Source organism: Shimia sp. CNT1-13L.2 (assembly GCF_024331145.1).
Lineage (GTDB): Bacteria > Pseudomonadota > Alphaproteobacteria > Rhodobacterales > Rhodobacteraceae > Shimia.
Window position 1 is genome coordinate 89,915 of the sequence record NZ_JANDJO010000011.1, and the last position, 22,920, is coordinate 112,834.

The 22,920-nt window shown below is 60.4% G+C and carries 28 protein-coding genes; 9 read left to right on the forward strand and 19 right to left on the reverse strand.

Going from position 1 to position 22,920, the window contains the following annotated elements; genetic code table 11:
- Positions 1–85: 85 nt before the first annotated feature.
- The 5 genes from NNA36_RS17780 to NNA36_RS17800 all read right to left on the reverse strand — a co-directional run bounded on the left by NNA36_RS17780 (position 86) and on the right by NNA36_RS17800 (position 6,149).
- Positions 86–1,165, reverse strand: a complete 1,080-nt coding sequence (locus NNA36_RS17780) for a Hint domain-containing protein (protein ID WP_255109537.1) — start codon at positions 1,163–1,165, stop codon at positions 86–88.
- Between the two features lie 210 nt (positions 1,166–1,375).
- The gene (gene rpsD, locus NNA36_RS17785) at positions 1,376–1,996 is read right to left on the reverse strand and encodes a 30S ribosomal protein S4 (RefSeq protein WP_255109539.1); all 621 of its coding nucleotides are present in this window, start codon (positions 1,994–1,996) and stop codon (positions 1,376–1,378) included.
- A 485-nt stretch (positions 1,997–2,481) separates the two neighbouring features.
- Entirely contained in the window at positions 2,482–3,543 is a 1,062-nt protein-coding gene (locus tag NNA36_RS17790; protein ID WP_255109541.1) for a Hint domain-containing protein, read from the reverse strand.
- A 95-nt stretch (positions 3,544–3,638) separates the two neighbouring features.
- Positions 3,639–4,556: a lipid A-modifier LpxR family protein gene (locus NNA36_RS17795; RefSeq protein ID WP_255109543.1), complete on the reverse strand. Its 918-nt coding sequence runs from the start codon at positions 4,554–4,556 to the stop codon at positions 3,639–3,641.
- A 201-nt stretch (positions 4,557–4,757) separates the two neighbouring features.
- Positions 4,758–6,149, reverse strand: coding sequence for a hypothetical protein (locus NNA36_RS17800; RefSeq protein ID WP_255109545.1), 1,392 nt, complete (start codon positions 6,147–6,149; stop codon positions 4,758–4,760).
- 117 nt (positions 6,150–6,266) lie between these two features.
- Here NNA36_RS17800 and rimO point away from each other — a divergent pair, with 117 nt between their 5' ends.
- The 3 genes from rimO to NNA36_RS17815 all read left to right on the forward strand — a co-directional run bounded on the left by rimO (position 6,267) and on the right by NNA36_RS17815 (position 8,753).
- Positions 6,267–7,673: a 30S ribosomal protein S12 methylthiotransferase RimO gene (gene rimO, locus NNA36_RS17805; RefSeq protein ID WP_255109547.1), complete on the forward strand. Its 1,407-nt coding sequence runs from the start codon at positions 6,267–6,269 to the stop codon at positions 7,671–7,673.
- Positions 7,674–8,044: 371 nt separating this feature from the next.
- Positions 8,045–8,413 carry a thiol-disulfide oxidoreductase DCC family protein gene (locus NNA36_RS17810; RefSeq protein WP_255109549.1) on the forward strand — a complete coding sequence of 123 codons (369 nt, stop codon included), beginning with the start codon at positions 8,045–8,047 and terminating at the stop codon, positions 8,411–8,413.
- 94 nt (positions 8,414–8,507) lie between these two features.
- Positions 8,508–8,753 carry a CDGSH iron-sulfur domain-containing protein gene (locus NNA36_RS17815; RefSeq protein ID WP_255109551.1) on the forward strand — a complete coding sequence of 82 codons (246 nt, stop codon included), beginning with the start codon at positions 8,508–8,510 and terminating at the stop codon, positions 8,751–8,753.
- Positions 8,754–8,854: 101 nt separating this feature from the next.
- Here the strand turns inward: NNA36_RS17815 and NNA36_RS17820 are convergent, their stop codons facing one another.
- The 7 genes from NNA36_RS17820 to NNA36_RS17850 form a co-directional block, all read right to left on the reverse strand.
- Positions 8,855–9,211, reverse strand: coding sequence for a diacylglycerol kinase (locus tag NNA36_RS17820; RefSeq protein ID WP_369681688.1), 357 nt, complete (start codon positions 9,209–9,211; stop codon positions 8,855–8,857).
- Positions 9,212–9,272: 61 nt separating this feature from the next.
- Entirely contained in the window at positions 9,273–9,527 is a 255-nt protein-coding gene (locus NNA36_RS17825) for a DUF6455 family protein (protein ID WP_255109553.1), read from the reverse strand.
- A gap of 13 nt (positions 9,528–9,540) precedes the next feature.
- Positions 9,541–9,819, reverse strand: a complete 279-nt coding sequence (locus NNA36_RS17830) for a DUF6455 family protein (protein ID WP_255109555.1) — start codon at positions 9,817–9,819, stop codon at positions 9,541–9,543.
- Positions 9,816–10,094 (reverse strand): DUF6455 family protein, encoded by a 279-nt coding sequence (locus tag NNA36_RS17835; protein ID WP_255109557.1) that lies wholly within the window; start codon positions 10,092–10,094, stop codon positions 9,816–9,818. Before NNA36_RS17835 ends, NNA36_RS17830 begins: the two co-directional genes overlap by 4 nt.
- Positions 10,091–10,354, reverse strand: a complete 264-nt coding sequence (locus tag NNA36_RS17840; RefSeq protein WP_255109559.1) for a DUF6455 family protein — start codon at positions 10,352–10,354, stop codon at positions 10,091–10,093. The genes NNA36_RS17835 and NNA36_RS17840 overlap by 4 nt, the downstream gene beginning before the upstream one ends.
- A gap of 98 nt (positions 10,355–10,452) precedes the next feature.
- Complete coding sequence (locus tag NNA36_RS17845) at positions 10,453–10,809, reverse strand: YigZ family protein (protein ID WP_255109609.1); 357 nt, start codon at positions 10,807–10,809, stop codon at positions 10,453–10,455.
- A gap of 5 nt (positions 10,810–10,814) precedes the next feature.
- Positions 10,815–11,522, reverse strand: a complete 708-nt coding sequence (locus NNA36_RS17850) for a M48 family metallopeptidase (protein WP_255109561.1) — start codon at positions 11,520–11,522, stop codon at positions 10,815–10,817.
- 135 nt (positions 11,523–11,657) lie between these two features.
- Between NNA36_RS17850 and NNA36_RS17855 the strand changes: the two genes are divergently transcribed.
- Positions 11,658–11,900, forward strand: coding sequence for a hypothetical protein (locus tag NNA36_RS17855; protein WP_255109563.1), 243 nt, complete (start codon positions 11,658–11,660; stop codon positions 11,898–11,900).
- Between the two features lie 7 nt (positions 11,901–11,907).
- On the opposite strand, the gene NNA36_RS17860 is transcribed toward NNA36_RS17855, so the two are convergent.
- Positions 11,908–12,162 carry a DUF167 domain-containing protein gene (locus NNA36_RS17860; protein ID WP_255109565.1) on the reverse strand — a complete coding sequence of 85 codons (255 nt, stop codon included), beginning with the start codon at positions 12,160–12,162 and terminating at the stop codon, positions 11,908–11,910.
- A gap of 128 nt (positions 12,163–12,290) precedes the next feature.
- Here NNA36_RS17860 and NNA36_RS17865 point away from each other — a divergent pair, with 128 nt between their 5' ends.
- The 4 genes from NNA36_RS17865 (at position 12,291) to NNA36_RS17880 (ending at position 15,653) form a co-directional block, all read left to right on the forward strand.
- Positions 12,291–13,412: a class II histone deacetylase gene (locus NNA36_RS17865; protein ID WP_255109567.1), complete on the forward strand. Its 1,122-nt coding sequence runs from the start codon at positions 12,291–12,293 to the stop codon at positions 13,410–13,412.
- A 58-nt stretch (positions 13,413–13,470) separates the two neighbouring features.
- Positions 13,471–14,049, forward strand: coding sequence for a nitroreductase family protein (locus NNA36_RS17870; RefSeq protein ID WP_255109569.1), 579 nt, complete (start codon positions 13,471–13,473; stop codon positions 14,047–14,049).
- Complete coding sequence (locus tag NNA36_RS17875; protein ID WP_255109572.1) at positions 14,034–14,738, forward strand: EI24 domain-containing protein; 705 nt, start codon at positions 14,034–14,036, stop codon at positions 14,736–14,738. The genes NNA36_RS17870 and NNA36_RS17875 overlap by 16 nt, the downstream gene beginning before the upstream one ends.
- A 213-nt stretch (positions 14,739–14,951) precedes the next feature.
- Entirely contained in the window at positions 14,952–15,653 is a 702-nt protein-coding gene (locus NNA36_RS17880; RefSeq protein WP_255109574.1) for a hypothetical protein, read from the forward strand.
- 92 nt (positions 15,654–15,745) lie between these two features.
- Here NNA36_RS17880 and NNA36_RS17885 read toward each other — a convergent pair whose 3' ends face one another.
- Positions 15,746–16,030, reverse strand: coding sequence for a DUF1467 family protein (locus NNA36_RS17885; RefSeq protein WP_255109576.1), 285 nt, complete (start codon positions 16,028–16,030; stop codon positions 15,746–15,748).
- 80 nt (positions 16,031–16,110) lie between these two features.
- Positions 16,111–16,515 carry a methylmalonyl-CoA epimerase gene (mce, locus tag NNA36_RS17890; protein ID WP_255109578.1) on the reverse strand — a complete coding sequence of 135 codons (405 nt, stop codon included), beginning with the start codon at positions 16,513–16,515 and terminating at the stop codon, positions 16,111–16,113.
- A gap of 153 nt (positions 16,516–16,668) precedes the next feature.
- On the opposite strand from mce, the gene NNA36_RS17895 reads away from it, so the two are divergent.
- Positions 16,669–17,385: a response regulator gene (locus NNA36_RS17895; protein ID WP_255109580.1), complete on the forward strand. Its 717-nt coding sequence runs from the start codon at positions 16,669–16,671 to the stop codon at positions 17,383–17,385.
- A 2-nt stretch (positions 17,386–17,387) separates the two neighbouring features.
- Here NNA36_RS17895 and NNA36_RS17900 read toward each other — a convergent pair whose 3' ends face one another.
- From NNA36_RS17900 to aspS, 4 genes are all read right to left on the reverse strand, one after another.
- Positions 17,388–18,101, reverse strand: coding sequence for a GNAT family N-acetyltransferase (locus NNA36_RS17900; RefSeq protein ID WP_255109582.1), 714 nt, complete (start codon positions 18,099–18,101; stop codon positions 17,388–17,390).
- Between the two features lie 63 nt (positions 18,102–18,164).
- Positions 18,165–19,394: a DUF1501 domain-containing protein gene (locus NNA36_RS17905; protein WP_255109584.1), complete on the reverse strand. Its 1,230-nt coding sequence runs from the start codon at positions 19,392–19,394 to the stop codon at positions 18,165–18,167.
- An 11-nt stretch (positions 19,395–19,405) separates the two neighbouring features.
- Positions 19,406–20,782 carry a DUF1800 domain-containing protein gene (locus NNA36_RS17910; RefSeq protein ID WP_255109586.1) on the reverse strand — a complete coding sequence of 459 codons (1,377 nt, stop codon included), beginning with the start codon at positions 20,780–20,782 and terminating at the stop codon, positions 19,406–19,408.
- A 183-nt stretch (positions 20,783–20,965) separates the two neighbouring features.
- Positions 20,966–22,816: an aspartate--tRNA ligase gene (aspS, locus tag NNA36_RS17915; protein WP_255109588.1), complete on the reverse strand. Its 1,851-nt coding sequence runs from the start codon at positions 22,814–22,816 to the stop codon at positions 20,966–20,968.
- Between the last annotated feature and the right edge of the window lie 104 nt (positions 22,817–22,920).

The following is a 22,920-nucleotide window of genomic DNA, read 5'->3' on the forward strand; positions in this document are numbered from 1 at the left end:
CTCATACATCCTGTCTGCGGGCACTGAATAGAAAACCACCGGCCAAGGTGCAACGCCCCGAATGCCGCAGGAGCCAAACTGGCCCTCAGACGAAGGCGCGCTCGTTTTTCATGTGGCGCAGGAAGAACCGGTTCAGGCGCTTGTTCTGAAGGATCGGACGCGCGGGTTCCACGTATTCCTCCTCCAGTTCCGGGAACAGGGTCAGCACCTCTTCCACCGCTTCCGGCCCCATCGCCTCGGCCGCGCCCGGCCCCACCAACAGGGTCTCGCTCGGGGCGCCTTCTGCATAGATGATCTCGTGCCGCTCGGTCATCAGGTGATAATAGCTCACGGGCCGCAAGGACGGCTCCTCGCTGACCCCTGGCAACTGCAACAGTTTCACCGCCGGTACCAGGATCTCCTCGATCCCGAACATGCGGCGTGCAATCTTCGAACGCAGCAGCATCCGGTGCTGGCGCGACACCAGGAGATCCCGCATCGGGGCATTGTCCCCAAGCGTCCCTTGCTTGATCCGGATCGGGGCCAGCTTGCCCCGCGCAATCGCCTTGGAATGGTTGATCCAGCGCACCGCCTGGAACCCGTTGTCCCGGGTCAGCACCATGTCCCCCGCCTTGACCTCTTCGATCGGGCGTTCGCCCTTGGCGGTCATGATCCGGGTGCCCTTCACATAGCAGGTCACATAGTCCCAGGTTTCCCGGCTGCCTGTCATGCCGGAATAGTTGTTGCCCGCAAGGCTATCGAGGCTGATCGACCGGATCGCCGCCGCCTCCATGGCCGCCATGTCGGTATTGGCCGAAAACTCGGGCGCCCAATAGGTGTTGCCGCTGGTGTCCTGGAACACCACCGCCGTGATCGTCGCCGTGGTGCCGTCAATATAGGTGATCGTCGCATTGAAGACGGCGGTCGAGTCAAAGGTCTGCTCGGCCCCGCCATCAATGGTAAAGGTCTCGCTGGGTGAATTGTTCTGGTTATAGGCCGTAGAGGTGCCACCGCCGAACCCGGTCGAGCCCATGGCAAAGGTCACCGCGTCGTTGACAAGCGCATCCCCCGCCGCACCAAACGTCGTCCCCACAAGGGCCGAGGCGTTCTCGGCCTGGGTATTCCCTTCAACCGTATCCATGTCGGCCAGATTCCCGAGGGAAAAGACCGTAAACGTTGTTGGCATAACACGTCACCACTCATCACATTCACCACCATCCCCGCAAAACTCGCGGGAACGAGGCCGACCCTATTGCGGGCCCGAGTATGAAGATAAGGGGAAAAACGCGCCAAAATTGGACCTAAACCTGCCGGTTTCAGGGTTGTTTGACGGCTTTGAAACGAAAAAACCCGCTGCGATTGCAGCGGGTTTTCGCAATTCTCGGAATGGCGAAGATTAGTTCTTCGCGTAGAATTCGACCACGAGGTTCGGTTCCATCATCACCGGGTACGGAACATCCGACAGGCCCGGGGTGCGAACGAAGGTTGCGGTCATTTTCGAGTGGTCCGCGTCGATGTAGTCAGGAACATCACGCTCGGCCAGTTGGGTCGCTTCGATCAGAACAGCCAGTTGCTTCGACTTGTCGCGAACTTCGATCACGTCACCTTCTTTAACGCGGTAGGACGGGATGTTCACTTTCTTGCCGTTCACTTTCACGTGGCCGTGGTTCACGAACTGACGGGCTGCGAAAACGGTGGCAACGAACTTGGCGCGGTAAACAACGGCGTCCAGACGGCGCTCCAGCAGACCGATCAGGTTTTCACCAGTGTCGCCTTTTACACGCTCGGCTTCGGCATAGATGCGGCGGAACGACTTCTCGGTCATGTCGCCGTAGTAACCTTTCAGCTTCTGCTTGGCGCGCAGCTGCAGACCGAAGTCCGACAGTTTGCCCTTGCGGCGCTGACCGTGCTGGCCGGGGCCATATTCACGACGGTTGAACGGGGATTTCGCGCGGCCCCAGATGTTTTCGCCCATGCGGCGATCGATTTTGTACTTGGCAGACGTGCGTTTGGTCACGGCTGATCTCCTTCGTTATGGTCGAGGCCCGATAAGGCCACTATGAAGGGCGTTGTCCTCTTGGGTCTCCCCATGACAGGCATCCCCTTGCGGGGGCCACCAACACCAATGAAGCCGCGCGTATACACGAGTAATTGGGGGAGTCAAGCGCGGCCACCTGCAAAAGTGACAGCCTCCGGTCTTTCCTGATCAACCTGATCGGACAGACGCGGGCTCAAGTCTAAACAGCCTCTGAACCATGCGGGCGCTTTCGTCAATGAAACCCTGCCCCACCGCACGCGCAACACCACCGTGCGCCCCTATCGTCTTTGTTAGGCAACCGCGCGTTGCATGAACCGCGCCCGTCCGCGCGGGTCCACCTCCGCAATACCGTCGCAATACCGACGTGATACCGATGCCCGTTTTCGCGTCTCCCGTCGCCTTAACCAAAAAAAAACCCGCCGTTGCAGGGGCGGGGTCAAGGTCTTGGGTAAGGGCCTGCTGGATCAGGCCGCTTCGTGCATCAGGATGGCCGCTTCGCTCTGGCTCAGGTTGCGGCGGGCATAGGGGCCATAGCTGTTCAGGTCGTATTCCAGCTCTGGCAACATCCGCAAAAGGCGCTTGCGGTCAGTGTTCTCAAGCGAGGTCAGCGCCGCATTGGCCGGGTGATAGCTCTCGGTCTCCACCCCGTTGGCCCACAGCACCTGATGGCGCGGCAGCAAGAGGTGGATATAGGTGATCTCGCGCTTGGTGTAATCCACCGCGATCGTGTCGCCGTTGATCAATTCGCGCGCCTCGACCAGAACCTCGGGCGTGTTGAACAGCGCCTGCGCCGCAGGCCCCTGCACCAGCATCCGGTGTTCCGGTGACACCACCAGTTCCTGTTCCGGTCGCTCGACGCCAAAGGCCCCCATGCGGATACGGATCGGGCGCAGCTTGGGCATCGCAAAAAGCCTTGCCCCGCTCATCCTGCGGCTGCCGATCCAGCAGATTTCCTCGGCCCCGTTGTCCTTGGTCTGCACAAGGTCACCCTCGCGCAGTTCTTCAACGCGGCGCGGCCCCTCCGGTGTCTGGATCATCGTGCCGGGTGTGAAACAGATGACTCCCCCGTCAGCCGGGGCCATCGGGTTGCGATCCGGGAATTCGATCGTATTGTGAACCACCCAAAGGTCACTGTTGCGCGGTGGCAATTCGTCGAGGAACATCAGCAAGGGCGCGCTACCCTCGACCTCGATCACTGTCACCGTGAAACTCTGGGTGCCGTTGCTCACGACAAAACCGCCCTCGAGAAGTGGTTCATCCACCTCGATCTCGGTCAGCTGTGTCGTGTTCTTGACTGCCGCGCCCACCAGCCGGCGCACCATACGTGCCGCCCGCTTGCGGAGATTTGCCTCGCCGTCCGCCTGGTCCAGTCGCAATAGCTCGGTGGGTCCGTCCACACGGACCGGCTCCCCATGCCATGACCACACCGCGCCCGTTTCGAGCGCCTGCACCGATGCAGCCCCAACACCGTCTATTTTCGTTTGTGACCAGGAGATGACGAACGTGCCACAAAAGCCCGTTCTCATTGCCTGATGCCTGCCTTGGTTCTTTTTTATTAACTAAAGGTTAACAGAGGCGAATCACCAAGAAAAGACAAATCTTGTCCCTGAGTCAAAATCACTCAGAACTCGATGTTGAGATTGATCGCGCCAACCACCTGGCTATCCGACTGCCCAACAAACTCCTTGCCCAGCCAGGTCACGCCATAAAACACGGAATGCTTCTCGCCTTGCCAGTGGACTCCGGCCCTTACGCGGTCGCGGGTATCGGTCAGGGTATAGCCGCGGGATTCCGGCAAATAGACACTGTCGAACACCTTCGCCATGTCCGCACCAATCACGAAGCTCGTGCCCGGATCGGAATGACGTAGCGCCCGATAGCGGTGCCCGGTCACGCTGTCGCGCACCATCATGTCGCCGAGCCCAACCGATCCGAAGGTCAGATCGAACCCGACCCGTGCATAGCTCTCGGCCCCGGCCTGCATCTCGACAAAGGGGCGCACCCGGCCCGCGCCGAACTCGACCAGGCGACCGTATTCCAGAGACACCTGCGGGCGGAAACTGTTGCCGATCTGGTTGCCCAGCACCGCCGCCGAGGGCGACACCATGCCCAGCGCGTCATGAATGGAAGACTGGAAATCATCCAGATGGGTCTGCGGCCCGATCACCACGAGGTCGGCCCCGGCGCGGAATTCATTCGACCCGCGCTGGAAATGCGTATGCGCCCCAAAGGTCAGCGCCCCGGCATAGGGGCGATCCGTCGGTGACACCGTGGTCAAGTTCGAGGGCTGGATGATCTCGCCCGACACCCGCAACTCCAGCAGGTCGCCAAATCCCTGCGGCAGTTCATGTTGCCATTCCGGGCCCCAGATAAAACTCGCCACATATGACCCGGTCCGCCAACGATCTTCGCCGTCTCCGATCAAGTCATTCACGAAAAGACGACCCACGCCCAGATATCCGCGTTCTGCGGTATCCTGCGCTACTGCCGGCGACGCACCAAGCGCCACCGCCATAATGAAGGAGGCGATCCGACCCACTGTTCCTGCCCTTTTTTCTGCTCGTTTTTCCAAGGCTTACCCCCCACACGGCCACGCCGCCAGAGAGGATCACCCGGAAAAGGGGATTTGTTGATGTTCTTTGCCTGTTAAGACTTCTTTAACCCCGAATTGTGGCAAAACCTAGAAATTTGCGCAGCACGGCGGGAAGGTACGATGTCTTTCACCTCAACGCGCGCGGTTTCACCGCAAGCGGAACCTCTGCCGAAGCCCGAGACCGAGGAAGAAGAGGAAGACAAACCCAAGAACCGTCTGCACCCCTGCAATTGCGTGAATAGCTGTCCCCGCTGCCTCAAATGCATCCGCAAAATGAAGCCTTTGAAGGCCTAAAAACTTAAAGGTGTTGGAAAAGCTCATTCCCAATCCTGCGGGCACCCAGTGAAGCGCCTCTAGGTAATTGTAGCTTCCTTCCAAGGTTTGAAGATACGCCGTGAATACTCCGCTAGGAGCAACAACTGTAGTGAGAAGCAACTTCAAGGGCTTTTCAATTGAATTTCCGTAGTCGGAAACGAGTCCATAGAAAATATACGGCAACCTCGACCACCACTCTCCGGAAATTGCCGAAAAGCTCATTTCGCGTCTAAAAAAGAAATGCTCGTCATCGGGCAGACCTTGCCTAGACAAAACGTGTCGAATTTGAGCGCATGCCTCTTTAGCACGAATCCTTCGCAGATCTTTTTGCTTTTCTCCCTTTTTGTTCCCCTTTGGCCGCTCTGGCCAGTAGTCTGGATGCGGAGTAAATACAGTTTTGTCGTGGAGCATTGCGCCGCTAAAATCGGGGTACTCCACAAAAAACTTTGCCTCGCGGAAGATGGTAGGTTTTTCGAATTGGCAATCAACAAAACTGGTTGAAACTCCGAACTGCAGCTTCGAACTACCGAACTGAGCTTCAGAAAAATTCGAATACCCTTGAAACACGGATAGGTTAAACGAAGCCGACTTTCGAAAATCTGCTCGACCGAAGAAAACACGATCGTGGAAACAAGCTTGTCGATATGAAGCTCCTTGAAAAAACTTTGTCTGCCCGAAGTTAGCAAATGAGCGAAAATCCACATTAGAAAAGTCGACGTCAGCCTGAAATTGGGACCCAAAAAAGAGAGCCTCTTGTTCAAATTCGGCTTTTAAGAAATTGGTACGAGCAAGAAAAACTGATCGAAGAGGAGCGAATTGCGACCGAAACTTGCTTGTCTGGAAATCTACCTTCTCAGGAAAAACCCACTTGTCCAAAACAAGGTCACACTGAAACAGCAAATTATTTAGGTCGATTGAAGCTTTTGGAGAGGGCAGACCCGGAAGTTCATCCCGCGCAGGGTTGCGTCGGCGGTACTCTTCAGCAAACCGGGCTTCAATCTCGTTTCCGAGAGTTGCCCAACCCGAAAGCTCATGGGTATCAATTGAGCTGTTGATCTTTAGTTCTGCGATCTCTTCCTCTGACAATGCCTGTCCCGCCCAAGCGTTCCAAGCTCGCCGATTTTTGTTGAGCACACCCTCGTCAATCGCATCTGCTTTTTGCTCACCGTACAAGGTCATCAACACGTACCAAGGGTTCTGGTTTGCGAGCTTCAAATTCGTCATCGCCGTCTCGTCATCTGAAATCTTGGCCTATACTCTACCCATCGTTGCGCTGCGTGCAATTCACCCAATCCATTTCCCCAATTCCCAAACGCCCGCCGATCCCCTATATCCGCGCGCATGACCAGCAATCCGCCAGATCTTCGCCCCGACCTCGCCAATGCCCGCATTGCACAGGAAACCGCCCGTCCCGGCCAGCCGACCATCGGCATGGTTTCGCTGGGCTGTCCCAAGGCGCTGGTTGACAGTGAGCGCATCCTGACCCGCCTGCGCGCCGAGGGCTATGGCATCTCGCCCGACTATTCCGGGGCCGATGCGGTCATCGTGAACACCTGCGGCTTTCTCGACAGCGCCAAGGCCGAAAGCCTCGAGGCGATTGGCGAGGCGATCCAGGAGAACGGCAAGGTCATCGTCACCGGCTGTCTCGGGGCCGAGCCGGAGTACATCACCGGCGCCCATCCCAAGGTTCTCGCCGTGACCGGCCCGCACCAGTACGAACAGGTGCTGGATGCGGTGCATGGCGCGGTGCCGCCCGATCCCGATCCCTTTGTCGATCTGCTGCCTGCCACCGGCGTCTCGCTCACGCCGCGCCACTTCAGCTATCTGAAGATCTCCGAGGGCTGCAACCACGCCTGCAAGTTCTGCATCATTCCCGACATGCGCGGCAAACTCGCCTCGCGTCCCGTCCACGCCATCCTGCGCGAGGCCGAGAAACTGGTCGAAAACGGCGTGCGCGAACTCTTGGTGATCAGCCAGGACACCTCGGCCTACGGGCTTGACCGCAAGTATTCCAGCCACCCGTGGAAAGACCGCGAGGTGCGCAGCCACATCACCGACCTCGCCCGCGAGCTTGGCCAGCTTGGCACGCCCAAGGATCTCTGGGTGCGCCTGCACTATGTCTATCCCTACCCGCATGTGCGCGATCTGATCCCGCTGATGGCCGATCCCGATACCGCGCTGCTGCCCTATCTCGACATCCCGTTCCAGCACAGCCATCCGGACACGCTCAAACGCATGGCCCGCCCGGCCGCCGGTGCCAAGACGCTGGACGAGATCGCCAAGTGGCGCGAGACCTGCCCCGACATCACCCTACGCTCGACCTTCATCGTCGGCTACCCCGGCGAGACCGAGGCCGAGTTCCAGCACCTGCTTGACTGGATGGACGAGGCCCAGCTGGATCGCGTCGGCTGTTTCAAATATGAAAACGTCGATGGTGCGCGTTCGAACGCCCTGCCGGATCACGTGGCCGAAGAGGTCAAACAGGAGCGCTGGGAGCGCTTCATGGAAAGGGCACAGGCAATTTCCGAGGCCAAGCTTCAGGCCAAGGTCGGCCAGACCATGGACGTGATCGTCGATGACATCGACGAAGACGGCATCGCCACCTGCCGCACCAAGGCCGACGCACCCGAGATCGACGGCAACCTGTTCATCGACGAGGGCACGGATGGCCTCAGCGTCGGAGATATCGTCACGGTCGAGGTGGACGAAGCCGGGGAATACGATCTCTGGGGCGCCCTGCGCCGCTAACGTCAGAGGCAACGCCCCGCGTGTCGGCACGACACGCCAAGCCCGACCTCCCCCACGGGAGGGCTTGTTGCCACCTCACGCCAAACAATCCAGATCGCGCGCTTGGAACCGCCGCGACCGGCACAGAGCGCCTTATCGCCCACCCGAGGTCGGGCGTGCCGCATCGCGCCTTTGGGAGGACTTCTCGCCACCCGGCAACAAGCAACCCGCTATCTTTTGCCCCGCCCGGCAAAGCCGGGCCGCGCCGACCCGCCCCCATGGGGCGGCGCGATGCGCCACCCCGCGGGTCTACACGCCCCTTCCGCCTAGCCCCCCCTTGACCTCCCCCGCCCCCGCGCCAGATGGTCGGGCAGATCACAACGGACACGCCCATGCCCCCCGAAACCCGCGTTCTCTACAACTCTGAATGCCCGATCTGCGATGCCGAGATCTGCCACTACGCGCGCTATACCGAAAAGCGTGATCTGCCTGTGCGCTATGACGCGCTGAACTCGGACGCGAGAGAGAGCTGGGGCATTGATCCCGACACCGCCGCACGGCGTCTGCACGTGCTGCACGATGGCCAGCTTTATGACGGCATCCCGGCTTTCCGTATCCTCTGGGCGCAGATGCCGCGCTATCGCATGCTGGCGTGGCTGACCGGCCTGCCCCTGCTGCGCCCGCTCGCCACCGTCACCTATGACCATGTGCTGGCCCCGTGGCTCTATCGCCGCCACCTTAAGCGCATGGCGCGCGCCTGATCCAGCGCCGGCCGGTTTTCCCACTGCCCCCCTTGACCGACTGCAAAACCATGCCACCCTCTTCCCGACAGCCAACCGTTCAGGAGAGCCAGCCATGACCGACACCCCCAACATTTCCCAACGCGCCCCCTTCCCCGTCGAGGTTCAGGAGGGCAAATCCTATTTCTGGTGTGCCTGCGGCATGTCCAAGCGCCAGCCCTTCTGCGACGGCAGCCACAAGGGAACCTCGTTCGAGCCTGTCAAATACACCGCCGAAGCCGACAAGAAGGTGTTCTTCTGTGGCTGCAAGCATTCCGGAAAAGGCGCGTTGTGCGACGGAACCCATTCGCGGATGGATTAACCCTTCGGTCATCAAATCAGCGCGGATTCACGGAAAATTAACAGAGTCCGCGCAGGCACACCTCCGCGATACCGCCGGAATACCGACGCAATACCGACGTGCTAAATCAACCCCCAGATCACCACGACCCACGCCACCCCGACCGCCAGCGCCGCCACGGCGACACCGGCGCTGCCCGCGTCCTTGGCCTGTTTCGCGAGGGGGTGCTGGTCTTCGGAAATATAGTCCACGGCCCGTTCGATCGCCGTGTTGATCAGCTCTGCCGCCAGCACCAGAACGCCCAGCGACAGGATCAGCGCCCGCTCGGAAATCTCCAATGGCAGATAGAGCGCAAGGCCACCCGACACCAGGTTGGCCCAGACCCAGCTGCGAAACGAATGCTCATTGCGCCAAGCATCCCGCCATCCGGCAAGACTCCAGACAACGCGCCACTTCAGACGTTTCAGAAAATACAGCATGGCTCCTCCGTGTTCTCAGTCTGAACCGGAAAAGCCACGCAATCAATAGAGGTTAGCCGGATCAACCTTCGGCAAGACGCCCCAGGAGATCCTTGTTCAGGCAATAATCCGGCGCTTCTTCGGCGCTGGCGTGTTCCGCCTGCCACCCCTTGCACTCGCCCACGCTCCGGCAATGGGTGCAGGTCATCACCGCACCGCGATACTGGCGCGCCAGCTCCGGGTTGTCGGCCAGCTTCTCACTCCAGTCGACGCCCACTTTCTGGGACATCTTGCCCATCAGATCGGAATGGTCGTCGAGTTTCTTGAACAGGTTCATCCTGCGTCCTCCTTCAGGCCCTGCGGGCTTCGTCTTTCAATGATTGAAACAGTTGTGCGTGTACGCAGCACTCGGGCGCCGCCTCGGCATGTCCGCCCTGCTGCCCCAACCAATGTTCGCAGGCCGCCACATGCCGGCACTGCCGACACCGCGTCACGAGATCGGCATAGCCCTTCTGCGACAGACGCCCATCCGCCATCGCTTCGCTCAGCGACAGGCCAAGCACCCGTGCCATACTGCGGGTCATCCAGAAGTGCCGCGCCGGATCACCCAGCGGTTGGATCTTGCTCATTGCTCCAGCTCCTCCAAAGCAGATTTGAGCGCCATGAAACGGTTTTGGTTCACACAGGTTTTCGGCGCCTTGGGCACCGACGTGCGTTCATGGAGGTTGAGCCAGCGTTTACAGCCCTTGGTCCAGTCACAGCCACGGCATTCCAGAACCATCTCGGCCCAGTCTTCCTGGCTGAGCTCGGCCTTTTCCATCGCGGCTACAAGATCGGTATCGGTGGCCTTGGCCATCCGCTGGGCCAGCCAGAAATGCGAATTGGTTTCTCCAAGGGGTTTCAAGCGCTTACCTCCTTCAGACCAGCAAGAAGATTGGCATTGCAGCAATAAACCGGCGGCGCATCGGCGCGCACTTCGTCACGGTTCAGCCAGTGGGCGCAATCTTCGGGATTGGAACAGTTGGTGCAACGCATCACCATCTCGGCGATGTCATCAAAGGCCAGACGCCCGGACAGTGCGGCGTCTTCCAGGTCGATACCCAAACGCGTCGCGGTCCGGTCAACAAGATCGGCATGTCGCTTGAGGTCGGCACGGTCCGGCATGGGGTCCTCCACAGGTTGCACAAGGAGAACCCTATCACGGGGTTTGATTTGCCCCTTTGACTTGCGTCAACCCAAAGGACAAAGCGGTTTGACCTGCATCAACCGGCGCGTTCTTCCAGATAGGCACGGACACAGTCCTGCACGCGCCGAAACCGGTCTCCGCCCAGTTTCACGCCGCCATACCAGCGGGTCACGACCACGATGTGATCTTTCAGGCCCTCGCGTTCCAGCATACGCAGAATCACCATACCCGCCCCGCTTTCGCCGTCATCGCCCTTGAGAGGCGTGCCATCCGACAGCAGCACCGCCCAGGTGTTATGCGTGGCCTTGGCGAATTTGCGGTCCTTCTTGAGCACCTTCAAAAAGGCATCGACCTCCTTGCGATCTGCAACCGGGCCTCCGGACACCGCGTATTTCGATCCCCGGTCGGAGACGACATTGGTGATCTGCAACATGGTCGTCAAAGTGATTTGGCGGTCTCGCGCACGGCCTTAATACGCTCCTGATTAGGCGGGTGAGAGCCAAGGAAACGATCACCGGGATCTGGGATACGGTTGAAATACTCGGCCCCTTTCACGGGATCATAGCCTGCCTTGTGCGTAATCACTGTGCCCAGACGATCCGCTTCCAGTTCGTACTTTTTCGAATAGCTGCGTCCACCGACAGAGGCCCCGATATCAACCGCGGCATCCACACCGCTGGACCCGGCACCGGCAAGGGTTGCCAGGACACCGACAATCACAGCGCCGGCAATCGCATTGCTGGTCGATTGCTGGATATGGCCCTCGATATGGTGGGCCGCCTCGTGGCCCATCACAAAGGCCAGCTCATCGTCGTTTCTGGCATTGGAAATCAGCGCCGCCGTAAAGGTGATATGCGGCCGCCCCGATTTGTAGCTCTGAAAGGCGTTCGGAGGGGCGTTGCGATCCTTGTGGACAGAGATGGCAAAGTCACAGTTCGTCCCCTTGGTCAGCGCCTTGCATTCCCGTTCCGCAATCGGCTCCAGCCGCCGCTTGATCGGCGCAAGACGCGCCGTGGCCTGATCAACCGACAGGCGGGACACAACCTGATCGGGCTTTGGCTTGGAGGTCGGCTCGGGGTCGGTTGTCGTCGTGCAGGCACCTGCAACAACAAGCGAAGTCACTGCCATCAGGGGAAAAAAACGCATGATTACTCCGGCGGAACACAATATCGCGGGAACTTTAATCTCTCCGCCCGAACTCTGCCACCCCGCAAAACGCCCCCTTGGCAAAATTCCCTCGAAGCCCCTTGCCTTGTCCTCTGCATGGTCTAGGCTGAAGACATGTTTAGCATCGAGCACGAATTCGACGCCACGGTTGTCACACTCATCGACGAGGGGTCTGCCCCCCTGTCAGAGGATGTCACGATCAACCTTTTCGAGGATTGCATCACGGTCGAACAATACGACCCGCGCACCGACAGGGTCGAGAAGATCACCCTGTCCATTCACCAGGCCGAGGAACTGGCGGCGGCGCTGGATCTTCCCGAGGGCGTCTACAAGCTGCAAAAACCCGGATCAGACTAGACCCGGATCACGCCTCCAGCCGGAACACCTTGTCCCGCGAGGTCTGTCCCCGCACGAGCGTGAGGCGTGTTTTCGCGACGCCCAGCGCCTTGGCAAGCAGCTTTTGCACGGCGGCATTCGCCTTGCCCCCCTCGGGGACCGTGGTGACATAAACGCGAACCTGACCGCCCTCGACCTTGACCATGTTGCGCGAGGCCTTTGGTGTGACCCGCACGGCAATCTCGGTGCCTGGGACGGCAAGGCTTTCAAGGGTATCGGGCATCCGGTCTGTCCTGCGTTGGAGATGTGTCGACCCTAGTTCAGGCCGGACGACTTCGGAAGGCTCTCGCAATTTCTTTCGCCTTCGGCGAGAGTATTTTTCGTGCATTGAAGAGCGGGGAGGCAACAGGCATGACAACGGGGTTTTTCTGGGATGAACGGTGTTTCTGGCATTCGGGCGGGAACTATGCCCTTACCCTGCCGGTGGGCGATTTCGTGCAGCCCCTTGCGGCAGGCGGGTTACCGGAAAGCCCCGAGACCAAGCGCCGCCTCAAGAACCTTCTGGATGTGAGCGGGCTGGCGCAGGAGCTGGACATGCGTTCTGCCCATGAAGCAAGCTACGATGATCTCGCGCGGGTGCATCCCGCCGACTATCTGGAGCGCTTCAAGGCCATGTCGGACGCCGGCGGCGGCGAATTGGGCCTGCGCACGCCCTTTGGCAAAGGCGGCTACGAGGCCGCGGCCCTGTCGGCAGGATTGTCGAAACAGGCGGTTTTCTCGGTTCTGCAGGGTGAGTTGAGCAACGCCTATGCTCTTTCCCGTCCGCCCGGCCACCATTGCCTGCCGGACTGGCCAAACGGGTTTTGCCTGTTGGCGAATATCGCCATCGCCATCGAGGCCGCGAAGGCGGCGGGGTTAGTGCAGCGCGTGGCCGTGATCGATTGGGACGTCCACCACGGCAATGGCACCGAAGCGATATTTTATGACCGCGAAGATGTGCTGACGATCTCGCTGCATCAGGCCCGCAACTATCCGCTGGATACCGGTGACATCGAAGATCGCGGGCGCGGGGCCGGGCTTGGTGCCAACATCAATATCCCCCTGCCCCCCGGTGCCGGTCACACCGCCTATATCCGCGCGATGGACCAGATCGTCCTGCCCGCTCTTGCGGCCCACAAGCCCGACCTGTTCATCGTCGCCTGCGGCTATGACGCCGCCGCCTTTGATCCGCTCTCGCGTATGCTGGCCACGGTCGAGACCTTCCGCATCATGACGCGGCAGGTGCTGGGCGCGGCGAAACAGCTTTGCAAGGGGCGGCTGGTTCTGGTGCACGAGGGCGGGTATTCCGAGGCCTATGTGCCCTTTTGCGGCCATGCCGTGATGGAGGAACTGTCGGGGTCAGACATCCATGTCCCCGACCCGATGGCCGAAACCCTGAATACCCGCCAGCCCGACGCCCGCTTTGATGCCTTCGTCGACGCCCAGATCGGGGAAATGGCGGAATTCTTTGCCAATCCCCCGGCAGGCGGTTGAAAACCGGGGCGATACCAACGACATCTGGCTCAATTCTTGAAGGAACAGGACCAAGATAATGCCGATCCCGAACCCGCAGGCGCTCGAATTTCTGCTGAGCCGCCGCTCCCGCCCTGCCAAGACCCTGACCACCCCCGTGCCCGACCGCGACGCGCTGGAACCGATCCTGCGCGCCGCCCTGCGCAGCCCCGATCATGGCAAGCTTGAACCCTGGCGCCTGGTGGTGCTGGAAGCTGCGGCCCTCCAGCGGTTCGGCGAGATCGCGGGCCGGCGCGGTGCCGCGCTTGGGCTGGACGATGAAAAGATCGCCAAGGGGCGCAACCAGTTCGACACCGGCAACCTCGCTGTGGCGGTGATCGAAAGCCCGGTCATCGCCGAGAAAGTGCCGGAGATCGAACAGACCTATTCCGCCGGTGCGGTCTGCCTGCAACTGCTGAACGCTGCACTCGCCGCCGGCTGGGGCGCGAACTGGCTGTCCGGCTGGCCTTCGCATGATCGCGGCTTTCTGGAAGAGGCCCTGCACCTTGCCCCCCACGAACGCCTTGCCGGGTTCATCCACATCGGCACCGAAAAAGCCACACCCCCGGAACGCCCGCGCCCGGATATGGAGGCCAAGGTGACATGGCTCTCCAAGTAATCCTGTCGTCCTTTTCCTCGGCCCTCGGACAGGTCGGGGATGCGCGCTTTCGCCGTGTCCTGTTCAAGGGGCTTGGCCTGACCATCGCCCTTTTGGTCGGGGCAACCTTCCTGCTGCAATGGTTCCTTGGCTACCTTGTTGGCGATACCGTCACCCTGCCCTTCTTTGGCGAAGTCGGCTGGATCGACGACGCGCTTGGCTGGTCGGTGCTGCTGGTCGCGCCGATTGCCTCGGTGTTCCTGATGGTTCCCGTGGCTTCGGCCTTTACCTCGATGTTCCTGGATGAGGTCGCGGACGCGGTCGAGGATCGCCACTATGGCCACCTGCCCCCCGCCAAGGCCATTGCGATCTCCGAGGCCGTGAAGGACACGCTGTCCTTCCTCGGCGTCCTGATCGCGGCCAACCTCGTCGCGCTGGTGCTCTACCTGTTCCTGTCGCCACTTGCCCCCTTCATCTTCTGGGGGCTGAACGGCTTTCTGCTGGGGCGGGAATATTTTCAACTGGCCGCGATGCGCCGCCTCGGGCGCGAGGGGGCCAAGCAACTGCGCCGCCGCCACATGGCAACGATCTGGATTGCCGGCACGCTGATGGCGATCCCGCTGACGGTGCCACTCCTGAACCTGATCATCCCGATCCTTGGGGCGGCCACCTTCACGCATCTGTTCCACCGACTGGAACAGCGCGGATAGAACAAGAAAGGGCGGCTCTCGGGCCGCCTTTTGCGAAACTGGTGCAACCGGGGCTGTCTACTTAGTAGGTGCAACGCCATTCCAAGACGAAGGACAAGAACTTACCTTCGGGATTTGTCTGTGAAGAGGTGACGGCTGTACGGGGCCAAGTGCGCATTGACAAAACCTTCTCACTGCCAACTATCACTTACTTGGACCTTAAAGGATTTTCCGGTGCCTAGAGCCCCAATCGCAATTGTCGTTTCCCGGTTTGTGGGCATGTCTTGCGCGCTGGCAGTATCCTGTGGCTTTCTGCTTGGCGGTTCAGTCGGGGCAGATACACCCGATCCAGTCGAACTGTTTGATGAGGCATTACAAGCGAACGCAAATTTCGAAAATCATCGATTAGAGGAAATCGTCTCTAGCCGACCGGAACTGCTACTCGAACAAAACGCAAACGGCCTGACTTTGGTAGATTTTGCTTTTTTCTATCTAAATGACGACTTGGTTAGCCAAACCAACCTCAATTTCCTTAAACACCTGTTCAAAAACGATTTCTATGGTCAGAGCATCGACCGATCAGAGCACTTTTCCTTAGCTGTGAAAGCGTTACGCGGAGCCGATGACCAAATTGGCCGTATTGATCTGCCGGACGACATGATTGTCCATGATGCACGCGAACCCTTCATTGCCCTTCTGTCTGACACGATTTCCGACCGTCTTCCGCAAAATCCACTGACGAGCGAAAACAGCTTGAAGCTTGTTCTGGATATTTGCGATCCAAAGGCCTTCCACCTTGGGCAAGAGGCGTTCTTTGGCAAGCAACTCACTCAAGCCATCGCAAGCACTTTGGTGCCACAACATAAGAACTTTGTCGAAGTATACGCTCAGAGTGGCACACTGAACGTAAGCTGCGTTGAAGCATTGTCGAACTAACGTCTTGCGCTCAAAGCGGCCAGCGCGCCTGGAGTGTTCAAGGGGATGACCGCAAAACGAGCCCCCCGGCATCCGCCCATCTTACGTCCGGATCACTCGCTCTCGCTGATCGGTGGCAGGCGGTTCATCCAGTCGAAATCGCGCACCGTGATGATTTCCGCGGTGATGATCCAGTACAGGATCACCCACATCACCGCCGCCGCGAGTGTGGTGATCTTCGCTTTGGTCTTGAGGTAATGGTTCTCCGGCGCCCCGGCCTGCGTGCCCGGTGTCACCTCGCCAAGGTCGCCTTGTGTCTCGAGACGGATCGGGATCACGACGAGAAAGGTCATGAACCACAAGACCGCGTACAGCACGAGGGCAGAGGTGATCGACATGGGCGCGCTCCTGTTCTGGTCGCCTTTAAATGAAACACGGGCAGGAGACGATCCCGCCCGCGTGCGACTGCCAATCTAGATCAGACCTGTTCCAGTTCAACCAGGCAGCCGTTGAAATCCTTCGGGTGCAGGAACAGAACCGGCTTGCCGTGGGCGCCGATTTTCGGCTCACCCGAGCCAAGCACGCGGGCACCGGTTTCCTTGAGGTGATCACGCGCCGCGATGATGTCTTCCACCTCATAGCAGACGTGGTGAATGCCACCCGACGGGTTCTTTTCAAGAAAGCCGTTGATGGGGCTGTTTTCGCCCAGCGGATAAAGCAGCTCGATCTTGGTGTTGGGCAGTTCGATGAACACCACGGTCACACCGTGATCGGGTTCGTCCTGCGGGTCGCCAACCTTGGCACCCAGCGCGTTGCGATACTGTGCCGAGGCCGCTTCGAGGTCGGGTACGGCGATGGCGACGTGGTTCAGACGTCCGATCATGTCGAGTTTCCTTTCGGTTTCTTAAGCCTGCCGCCCTTATGGGCAAGCACGCTGTGGGTTGCAAGGGACAGGCCGTCGCGTCACGCTTAACTGTTTGTTAGCCAACTCTGCCTAGCGTCATGTGCATCTGCCATTCTTCCCAAGGAGCCTGCCATGGACGAGTTCGCCACCCTTGCCACGCATCGGATACCGACGGCACAGCGCCCATTGCTGGGGCTTACCGTGCTTGTTGTAGAGGACAGCCGCTTTGCCTGTGATGCCCTGCGCCTTTTGTGCCTGCGCTCCGGTGCCCGCATCCGGCGTGCGGATTGTATCGCCTCGGCCCGCCGTCATCTTCAGATCTACCTGCCGTCGGTGGCCATTGTCGACATGGGCCTGCCCGATGGCTCCGGTGCCACGCTGATCGAAGAACTCTCCCAGCAGACACCCCGCATCGAAGTGGTGCTGGGCATGTCCGGCGATCCCTTTGCCGAAGATGCGGCTATTGCCGCTGGTGCCGACGGGTTTCTTGCCAAACCGCTCAACAGCCTCGCCGCGTTTCAGGATGCCGTTCTGTCACGTCTGCCACCAGACCGCCGCCCCTGCGGGCCAAGACCTATCGTCGATGATCCGGTCGTGCCCGATCCCGCGGCCTATCGCGATGATCTCTGCCATGCCGCCGACACGCTTGAGAACAACAACCCCGATGACGTGATCGACTATGTCGCGCAGTTCCTTGCCGGTCTCGCCCTCTCGGCACAGGATCAGCCGCTCCACCGCGCCGCCGAAATCGTCTCGAAGGGGCGTGCCAAAGGAACGGTGTTGAACGCTGATATCTCGCGGCTCAGCCAACTGGTTCAGGATCGCATCGAACGCCAGCCTGCCATCTGACGTCAAAGTGTCGGATCGCGCCCCACCCGCACCAACCGTGTCAGGTCACTCAGGCTTTCGCGCTGTTGCCGGTCCGAGCCAAAATTCGACGGCGACAGCCAGACGTCATAGGCCGCCTTCAGGGCCGGCCACTCGGCATCAATCGCAGCAAACCATGCGGTGTCTCGGTTGCGCCCCTTGACCACCAGATGCTGGCGGAAAACCCCTTCATAACTCAGGCCAAGCCGCTGCGCCGCCCGCCGCGAGGGCGTGTTCAGCGCATCACACTTCCATTCATACCGCCGATAGCCGTTCTCGAAGGCCCATTGCATCATCAGAACCATCGCCTCGGTCGCCGCCCGTGTACCCTGCAATTGTGGTGAGAGATTGATATGTCCGACCTCGATGGAACCGGCATCGGGGTGAATGCGCAGATAGCTTGCCACCCCGCCCCAGGCCCGCGCGTCCTTGTCATAGATCGCATAGAACAGGGGATCGCCTGCCCCCGTGATGCCCTTCATCCACCGATGATAGGCCGCCGCCGAGTGAAACGGACCGTAGGGCATGTAATCCCAGACTGCATCCTGCCCCTCGTAAGCGCGAAACAAAAGCGCAGCATGGGCCTCGGCCTGCAAGGGCTCCAGCCGCGTATACTGCCCCTCAAGCACGACACCCTTGGGCGGCGCGGGGGGCGTCCAGTTTTCTACCTTTGGTCCAAGCGGTCTTGGCTCAGTCATGCGCGGGTCTCCCTCGTCGCATGACATTTGCACAAAGGCCCAGCCCCTGCCAAGCCTTTGAGCTTACAACATCATATGCGGGTTATTCCCCATATCGAGACCGGGAAAGATCACCTCTTCCAGCCGCGCCCTAGAAATGCCAAAGCTGCCGCGCATCGCCCAGGCTGCCCAGGCCCGCACATCGCCTGTCGGCATCAGGTCGCGCCGATCATACAGCGCGGCTTCTTCCAGCCCCGGCCACTGGCCATAGACCTTGCCGCCGCGAATGGCGCCGCCCGACAGAACCATCAACCCGCCGGTCCCGTGATCAGTACCCTTGGTGCCGTTTTCCCGCACGGTCCTGCCAAACTCGGTCATGGCCACAACCGTCGTCTTGCCCCAGACCGACGCCCCGACACCCTTGCGCAGGTGCAACAGCACCTCGGAGAGTTGCTCAAGCGGCCGCTTCAAAGTAATTTCCTGACGGGCATGGGTATCCCACCCGCCCAGCGAAAACGTCGCGATCCGCGCATCACTGCGCAACTGCTCGGCCGCGAAATCCGCAATGCGATGATGCCCCTTGCCCTTGCGCGAAGCCGCCATGTCATTGCCCATGGCCTCCATCATCTGCGCCTCGCTCTCGGCCACAACAGCATCGCCATCCTGCCCCGCCAGCATCACTGCCTCGCGCATGACCGCCGCCATGGCCGGATCGTCCTGCATGGTCAGCTCCAGCAACCGCAGGCCCTGTTCGCTCAGGGTCACATCCACATCCGGCGACCAGTTCGACACCGGCGCATCGCCACTGGTGAGCAGCATGTTCTCCTGCCCGATGGTAAAGGTCGTCTGCGCCTCGACACCCGGAATGCCCTGCAGCATCCGGTTCAGCCAGCCATCCCGCTGCGTGCCAGAGGCAAGGGAAACCGCGCCCGCCTCCAACAGGTCCTGCCCGTCAAAGTGGCTACGCTTGTCGCGATAAGGCTGCGAGACCGCATGCACAAAGGCCAGCTCGCCCTTGTTCCACAGCCCCATAAGGGGTTTCATCGCGGGATGCAGCCCGAAATAGCCATCTAGATCAAGGGCAGACGCCTTCTGCCCTGCCAGATTGGGCCGCGCACTGGCAAAGGCCGCATCGCCCCATGGCCGGACCGCATCCAAGCCATCCAAACCGCCCCGCAGGATGATCACCACAAGGCGATTGTCCCAGGGTGTCGCGGCAAAACTCATTGGCGTGATCAGCGGGCTGGCCGCCGCGGAACAACCAATCGCCGCGCCGCGCATCAGGAACCCGCGTCGTGTCAACTCATGCGTCATGACTTTCCTCCTCACACCTTCTGGAACGCAGGCGACATCAGCACCAGCGCAACGCCTTCGCGGCGGTTCTCGGCGGCCTCGGCCGCGAACACCACGCGCTGCGGCGGGGTCGGCCCAAGGGCCGCTGCCACGAATTCACGCGGATCCGGCATTCTGTCGCCCATCATTTCCGGCAAACCCAGCGCCCATTGCATCCGCGCCGCCATACCCTGCGGCGTGATCCATGCCGCGTCTTCCTCGGCCCAGCCATCCGGCCCCGCAGGACGTTGCCAGCGTTGCCCCATGCGCAACAGCGGTCGGAAAAAGTGCCGCCCGACGCGGGCAGGTTTCCACGCTTCCGCCCAGCGCACCGGCAGGTCCAGCGCCCGCAATGTCGAACTCACAAAGGTGATCGGGCGCTTGAAATTTCCCGCATCCGCCGCCCATGCCGAAGGATGGCTCAGCAGAACCTTATAGACCGCCGTCAGATCCCCGCCTGTATCCAGATAGGCCCGCGTCATCAGCGTCACCATGTCGGGATCGGGGGTGTCGGATACGAAATGAACCGCGAGTTTCCAGGCAATATGCCGTGCCGTTGCCGGGTGGCGCGCCAGATCGCGCAGGGCCGCATGAATGGCCTCGACGCCCCCATCAGGGCCATAGGTTTTTCCCAACACCTCTTCCGCGCCGGGCTCAACCACACCCTCAAGGAAAACCGCGCCTTTCAGCGGCGCCCATTTCAAGCCGGTCAGCAACTCGGCCAACTGCCTGACATCCGTCTGGGTATAGGGCCCGTCCACACCCAGCGTGTGCAACTCAAGGATTTCCCGCGCCAGGTTTTCATTCAAACCCCGCGCGCCCCCCTTTTTCTGCGCCCGCCGGCTGTTCGGCCCGATAGATGCGTTCTGATCCAGATAGTGCAGCATCAGGGGATGCACGGACGCCGCGATCAGCATGTCTTCAAAACGCCCGCCAACATGCGGGCGAATGGCCTCTTCCACATAAGGGCCGGTGGCCATGTTGATCACCGCCCCCTTGCCCATCGCCGTGAAATGGTCAGCCCAGAAGGCAACCAGCCGCTCGCGAAAACCGGTCTGCGTCCGCACCCGCCGTAACATGTCCTGACGCAACCATTTCAGCGCGTCGCGCCGCGTCTGCTCTTTCAGGTCGCGCAAGGCAGCATCTGCAGCCTCGACATCACCCTCGGCGCGCCCGCGAGTAATGCGGCGCAGCCGGATACGCTCGGCCTCGCGCGGGCCAAAACTTTCAAAGGTCTCGATGGGAAAGCGGTCTGCCATCGCGTCGCGCCCCTTGAGACCGGCCAGCATAACGCCGATGCTTTCTGGCGCGGCAATGCGCGGCGACAGGCCATATCCAAACCGCGTTTCCGCCATGACGGGATCAAACACCGTGAAACTCCCTTGCAAAACCGGCGCGGCAATCACCGCACCACGACACTCATACGCAGAATACCCCAGCTTCCGTCGGTTTTTGATGACGAAAAGCGCGGATCGCTCCCCCTCGGCCATTCCCCGCCCACGAAAAAGGCCGCCCCAAGCGGGACGGCCTTTCGTTCAAGCTATGTTTGCAAATCAGTCCTGGGGAATGATGCGCAGACCCAGTTCCATCATCTGATCCGAAGACGGATCGGACGGTGCGTTCATCATCAGGTCTTCGGCGCGCTGGTTCATCGGGAACATCATCACTTCGCGAATGTTCTGCTGATCGGCCAGCAGCATCACGATACGGTCGATACCAGCGGCACAGCCACCGTGCGGCGGCGCGCCATAGTGGAAGGCGTTGAACAGCGCACCAAAGCGGTTCTTCACCTCGTCTTCACCGTATCCGGCCAGTTCAAAGGCCTTCAGCATGATTTCCGGCTTGTGGTTCCGGATCGCACCCGACACCAGTTCGTAACCGTTACAGGCGAGGTCATACTGATAACCCTTCACCGCCAGCGGATCGCCGTTCAGCGCGTCCATGCCACCTTGCGGCATCGAGAACGGGTTGTGTTCAAAGTCGATCTCGCCGGTTTCTTCGTCCGCCTCGAAAATCGGGAAGTCGACGATCCATGCAAAGGCGAAACGGTCTTTCTCGGTCAAGCCAAGTTCGTCACCGATCACGGCGCGGGCACGGCCGGCCACGCCTTCAAAGGCCTTCGGCTTGCCGCCAAGGAAGAAGGCCGCGTCGCCCACGTCCAGACCCAGTTGCTGACGGATGGCTTCGGTCCGTTCGGGGCCGATGTTCTTGGCCAGCGGACCAGCCGCCTCCATACCACCTTCGACCTCGCCGGACTTCAGCTTGGCCTGGGCTTCCTTCACTGAAATACCCAGTTCCTGCGCCACGCCGTCTGCGGTTTTCTCGCGCCAGAAGATATAGCCCATACCCGGCAGACCTTCCTGCTGGGCGAACTTGTTCATGCGGTCACAGAACTTGCGCGAACCGCCTTTCGGTGCGGGAATGGCGCGCACTTCGGTGCCTTCCTGCTCAAGCAGCTTGGCAAAGATCGCAAAACCCGAACCACGGAAGTGCTCCGACACGATCTGCATCTTGATCGGGTTCCGAAGGTCCGGCTTGTCAGTGCCATACCACAGGGCCGCGTCCTTGTAGGAAATCTGCGGCCAGTCCTGATCAACCTTGCGACCACCGCCGAACTCTTCGAACACACCTTTCAGAACCGGCTCGATCGTGTCGAAGACGTCCTGCTGTTCAACAAAGGACATCTCCATGTCGAGCTGGTAGAAATCGGTCGGCGAACGGTCGGCACGCGGGTCTTCGTCACGGAAGCACGGTGCGATCTGGAAGTATTTGTCAAAGCCCGCAACCATCATCAGCTGCTTGAACTGCTGCGGCGCCTGCGGCAGCGCATAGAACTTACCCGGATGCAGACGCGACGGAACAAGGAAGTCACGCGCACCTTCGGGGCTGGAGGCGGTGATGATCGGGGTCTGGTATTCGCGGAAACCGGTGTCCCACATGCGCTTGCGCATCGACATCACAACGTCCGAGCGCAGCTTCATATTGTCCTGCATCGCCTCGCGGCGCAGGTCGAGGAAGCGGTACTTCAGACGGGTTTCTTCCGGATATTCCTGATCGCCGAACACCATCAGCGGCAGTTCGTCAGCCGCGCCAAGGATCTCCAGATCACGCACGAACACCTCGACCTCGCCAGTCGGGATCTTCGGGTTCACCAGATCTTCGTCACGCGCCTTCACGTTGCCGTCGATGCGGATACACCATTCGCTGCGCACCTTCTCCATCTCGGCAAAGACCGGGCTGTCGGGATCGCACAGAACCTGCGTCACGCCATAGTGGTCGCGCAGGTCGATGAACAGGATGCCGCCGTGGTCACGGACCCGGTGGACCCAGCCCGACAGACGGACGGTTTCGCCGACATTGGATTTGTTCAGTTCGGCGCAGGTGTGGCTGCGAAAGGCGTGCATGGTCGCTCCCTCTGACGGGTCAAATAAATGAAGTCGCGCTGATACACCTCTTCGCGGGCACAAAGTCAAGGGAACCACCCCGCTTTGGGCGATTTTTCGGCGTC

Coding starts and splice junctions, on each gene's coding strand:
- NNA36_RS17780 (WP_255109537.1), bottom strand. CDS start 1,165: ATGCCAACAACGTTTACGGTCTTTTCCCTCGGGAATCTGGCCGACATG.
- NNA36_RS17790 (WP_255109541.1), bottom strand. CDS start 3,543: ATGAGAACGGGCTTTTGTGGCACGTTCGTCATCTCCTGGTCACAAACG.
- NNA36_RS17800 (WP_255109545.1), bottom strand. CDS start 6,149: ATGACGAATTTGAAGCTCGCAAACCAGAACCCTTGGTACGTGTTGATG.
- rimO (WP_255109547.1), top strand. CDS start 6,267: ATGACCAGCAATCCGCCAGATCTTCGCCCCGACCTCGCCAATGCCCGC.
- NNA36_RS17810 (WP_255109549.1), top strand. CDS start 8,045: ATGCCCCCCGAAACCCGCGTTCTCTACAACTCTGAATGCCCGATCTGC.
- NNA36_RS17815 (WP_255109551.1), top strand. CDS start 8,508: ATGACCGACACCCCCAACATTTCCCAACGCGCCCCCTTCCCCGTCGAG.
- NNA36_RS17820 (WP_369681688.1), bottom strand. CDS start 9,211: ATGCTGTATTTTCTGAAACGTCTGAAGTGGCGCGTTGTCTGGAGTCTT.
- NNA36_RS17825 (WP_255109553.1), bottom strand. CDS start 9,527: ATGAACCTGTTCAAGAAACTCGACGACCATTCCGATCTGATGGGCAAG.
- NNA36_RS17830 (WP_255109555.1), bottom strand. CDS start 9,819: ATGAGCAAGATCCAACCGCTGGGTGATCCGGCGCGGCACTTCTGGATG.
- NNA36_RS17840 (WP_255109559.1), bottom strand. CDS start 10,354: ATGCCGGACCGTGCCGACCTCAAGCGACATGCCGATCTTGTTGACCGG.
- NNA36_RS17845 (WP_255109609.1), bottom strand. CDS start 10,809: ATGTTGCAGATCACCAATGTCGTCTCCGACCGGGGATCGAAATACGCG.
- NNA36_RS17850 (WP_255109561.1), bottom strand. CDS start 11,522: ATGCGTTTTTTTCCCCTGATGGCAGTGACTTCGCTTGTTGTTGCAGGT.
- NNA36_RS17855 (WP_255109563.1), top strand. CDS start 11,658: ATGTTTAGCATCGAGCACGAATTCGACGCCACGGTTGTCACACTCATC.
- NNA36_RS17860 (WP_255109565.1), bottom strand. CDS start 12,162: ATGCCCGATACCCTTGAAAGCCTTGCCGTCCCAGGCACCGAGATTGCC.
- NNA36_RS17865 (WP_255109567.1), top strand. CDS start 12,291: ATGACAACGGGGTTTTTCTGGGATGAACGGTGTTTCTGGCATTCGGGC.
- NNA36_RS17870 (WP_255109569.1), top strand. CDS start 13,471: ATGCCGATCCCGAACCCGCAGGCGCTCGAATTTCTGCTGAGCCGCCGC.
- NNA36_RS17875 (WP_255109572.1), top strand. CDS start 14,034: ATGGCTCTCCAAGTAATCCTGTCGTCCTTTTCCTCGGCCCTCGGACAG.
- NNA36_RS17885 (WP_255109576.1), bottom strand. CDS start 16,030: ATGTCGATCACCTCTGCCCTCGTGCTGTACGCGGTCTTGTGGTTCATG.
- mce (WP_255109578.1), bottom strand. CDS start 16,515: ATGATCGGACGTCTGAACCACGTCGCCATCGCCGTACCCGACCTCGAA.
- NNA36_RS17895 (WP_255109580.1), top strand. CDS start 16,669: ATGGACGAGTTCGCCACCCTTGCCACGCATCGGATACCGACGGCACAG.
- NNA36_RS17900 (WP_255109582.1), bottom strand. CDS start 18,101: ATGACTGAGCCAAGACCGCTTGGACCAAAGGTAGAAAACTGGACGCCC.
- NNA36_RS17905 (WP_255109584.1), bottom strand. CDS start 19,394: ATGACGCATGAGTTGACACGACGCGGGTTCCTGATGCGCGGCGCGGCG.
- aspS (WP_255109588.1), bottom strand. CDS start 22,816: ATGCACGCCTTTCGCAGCCACACCTGCGCCGAACTGAACAAATCCAAT.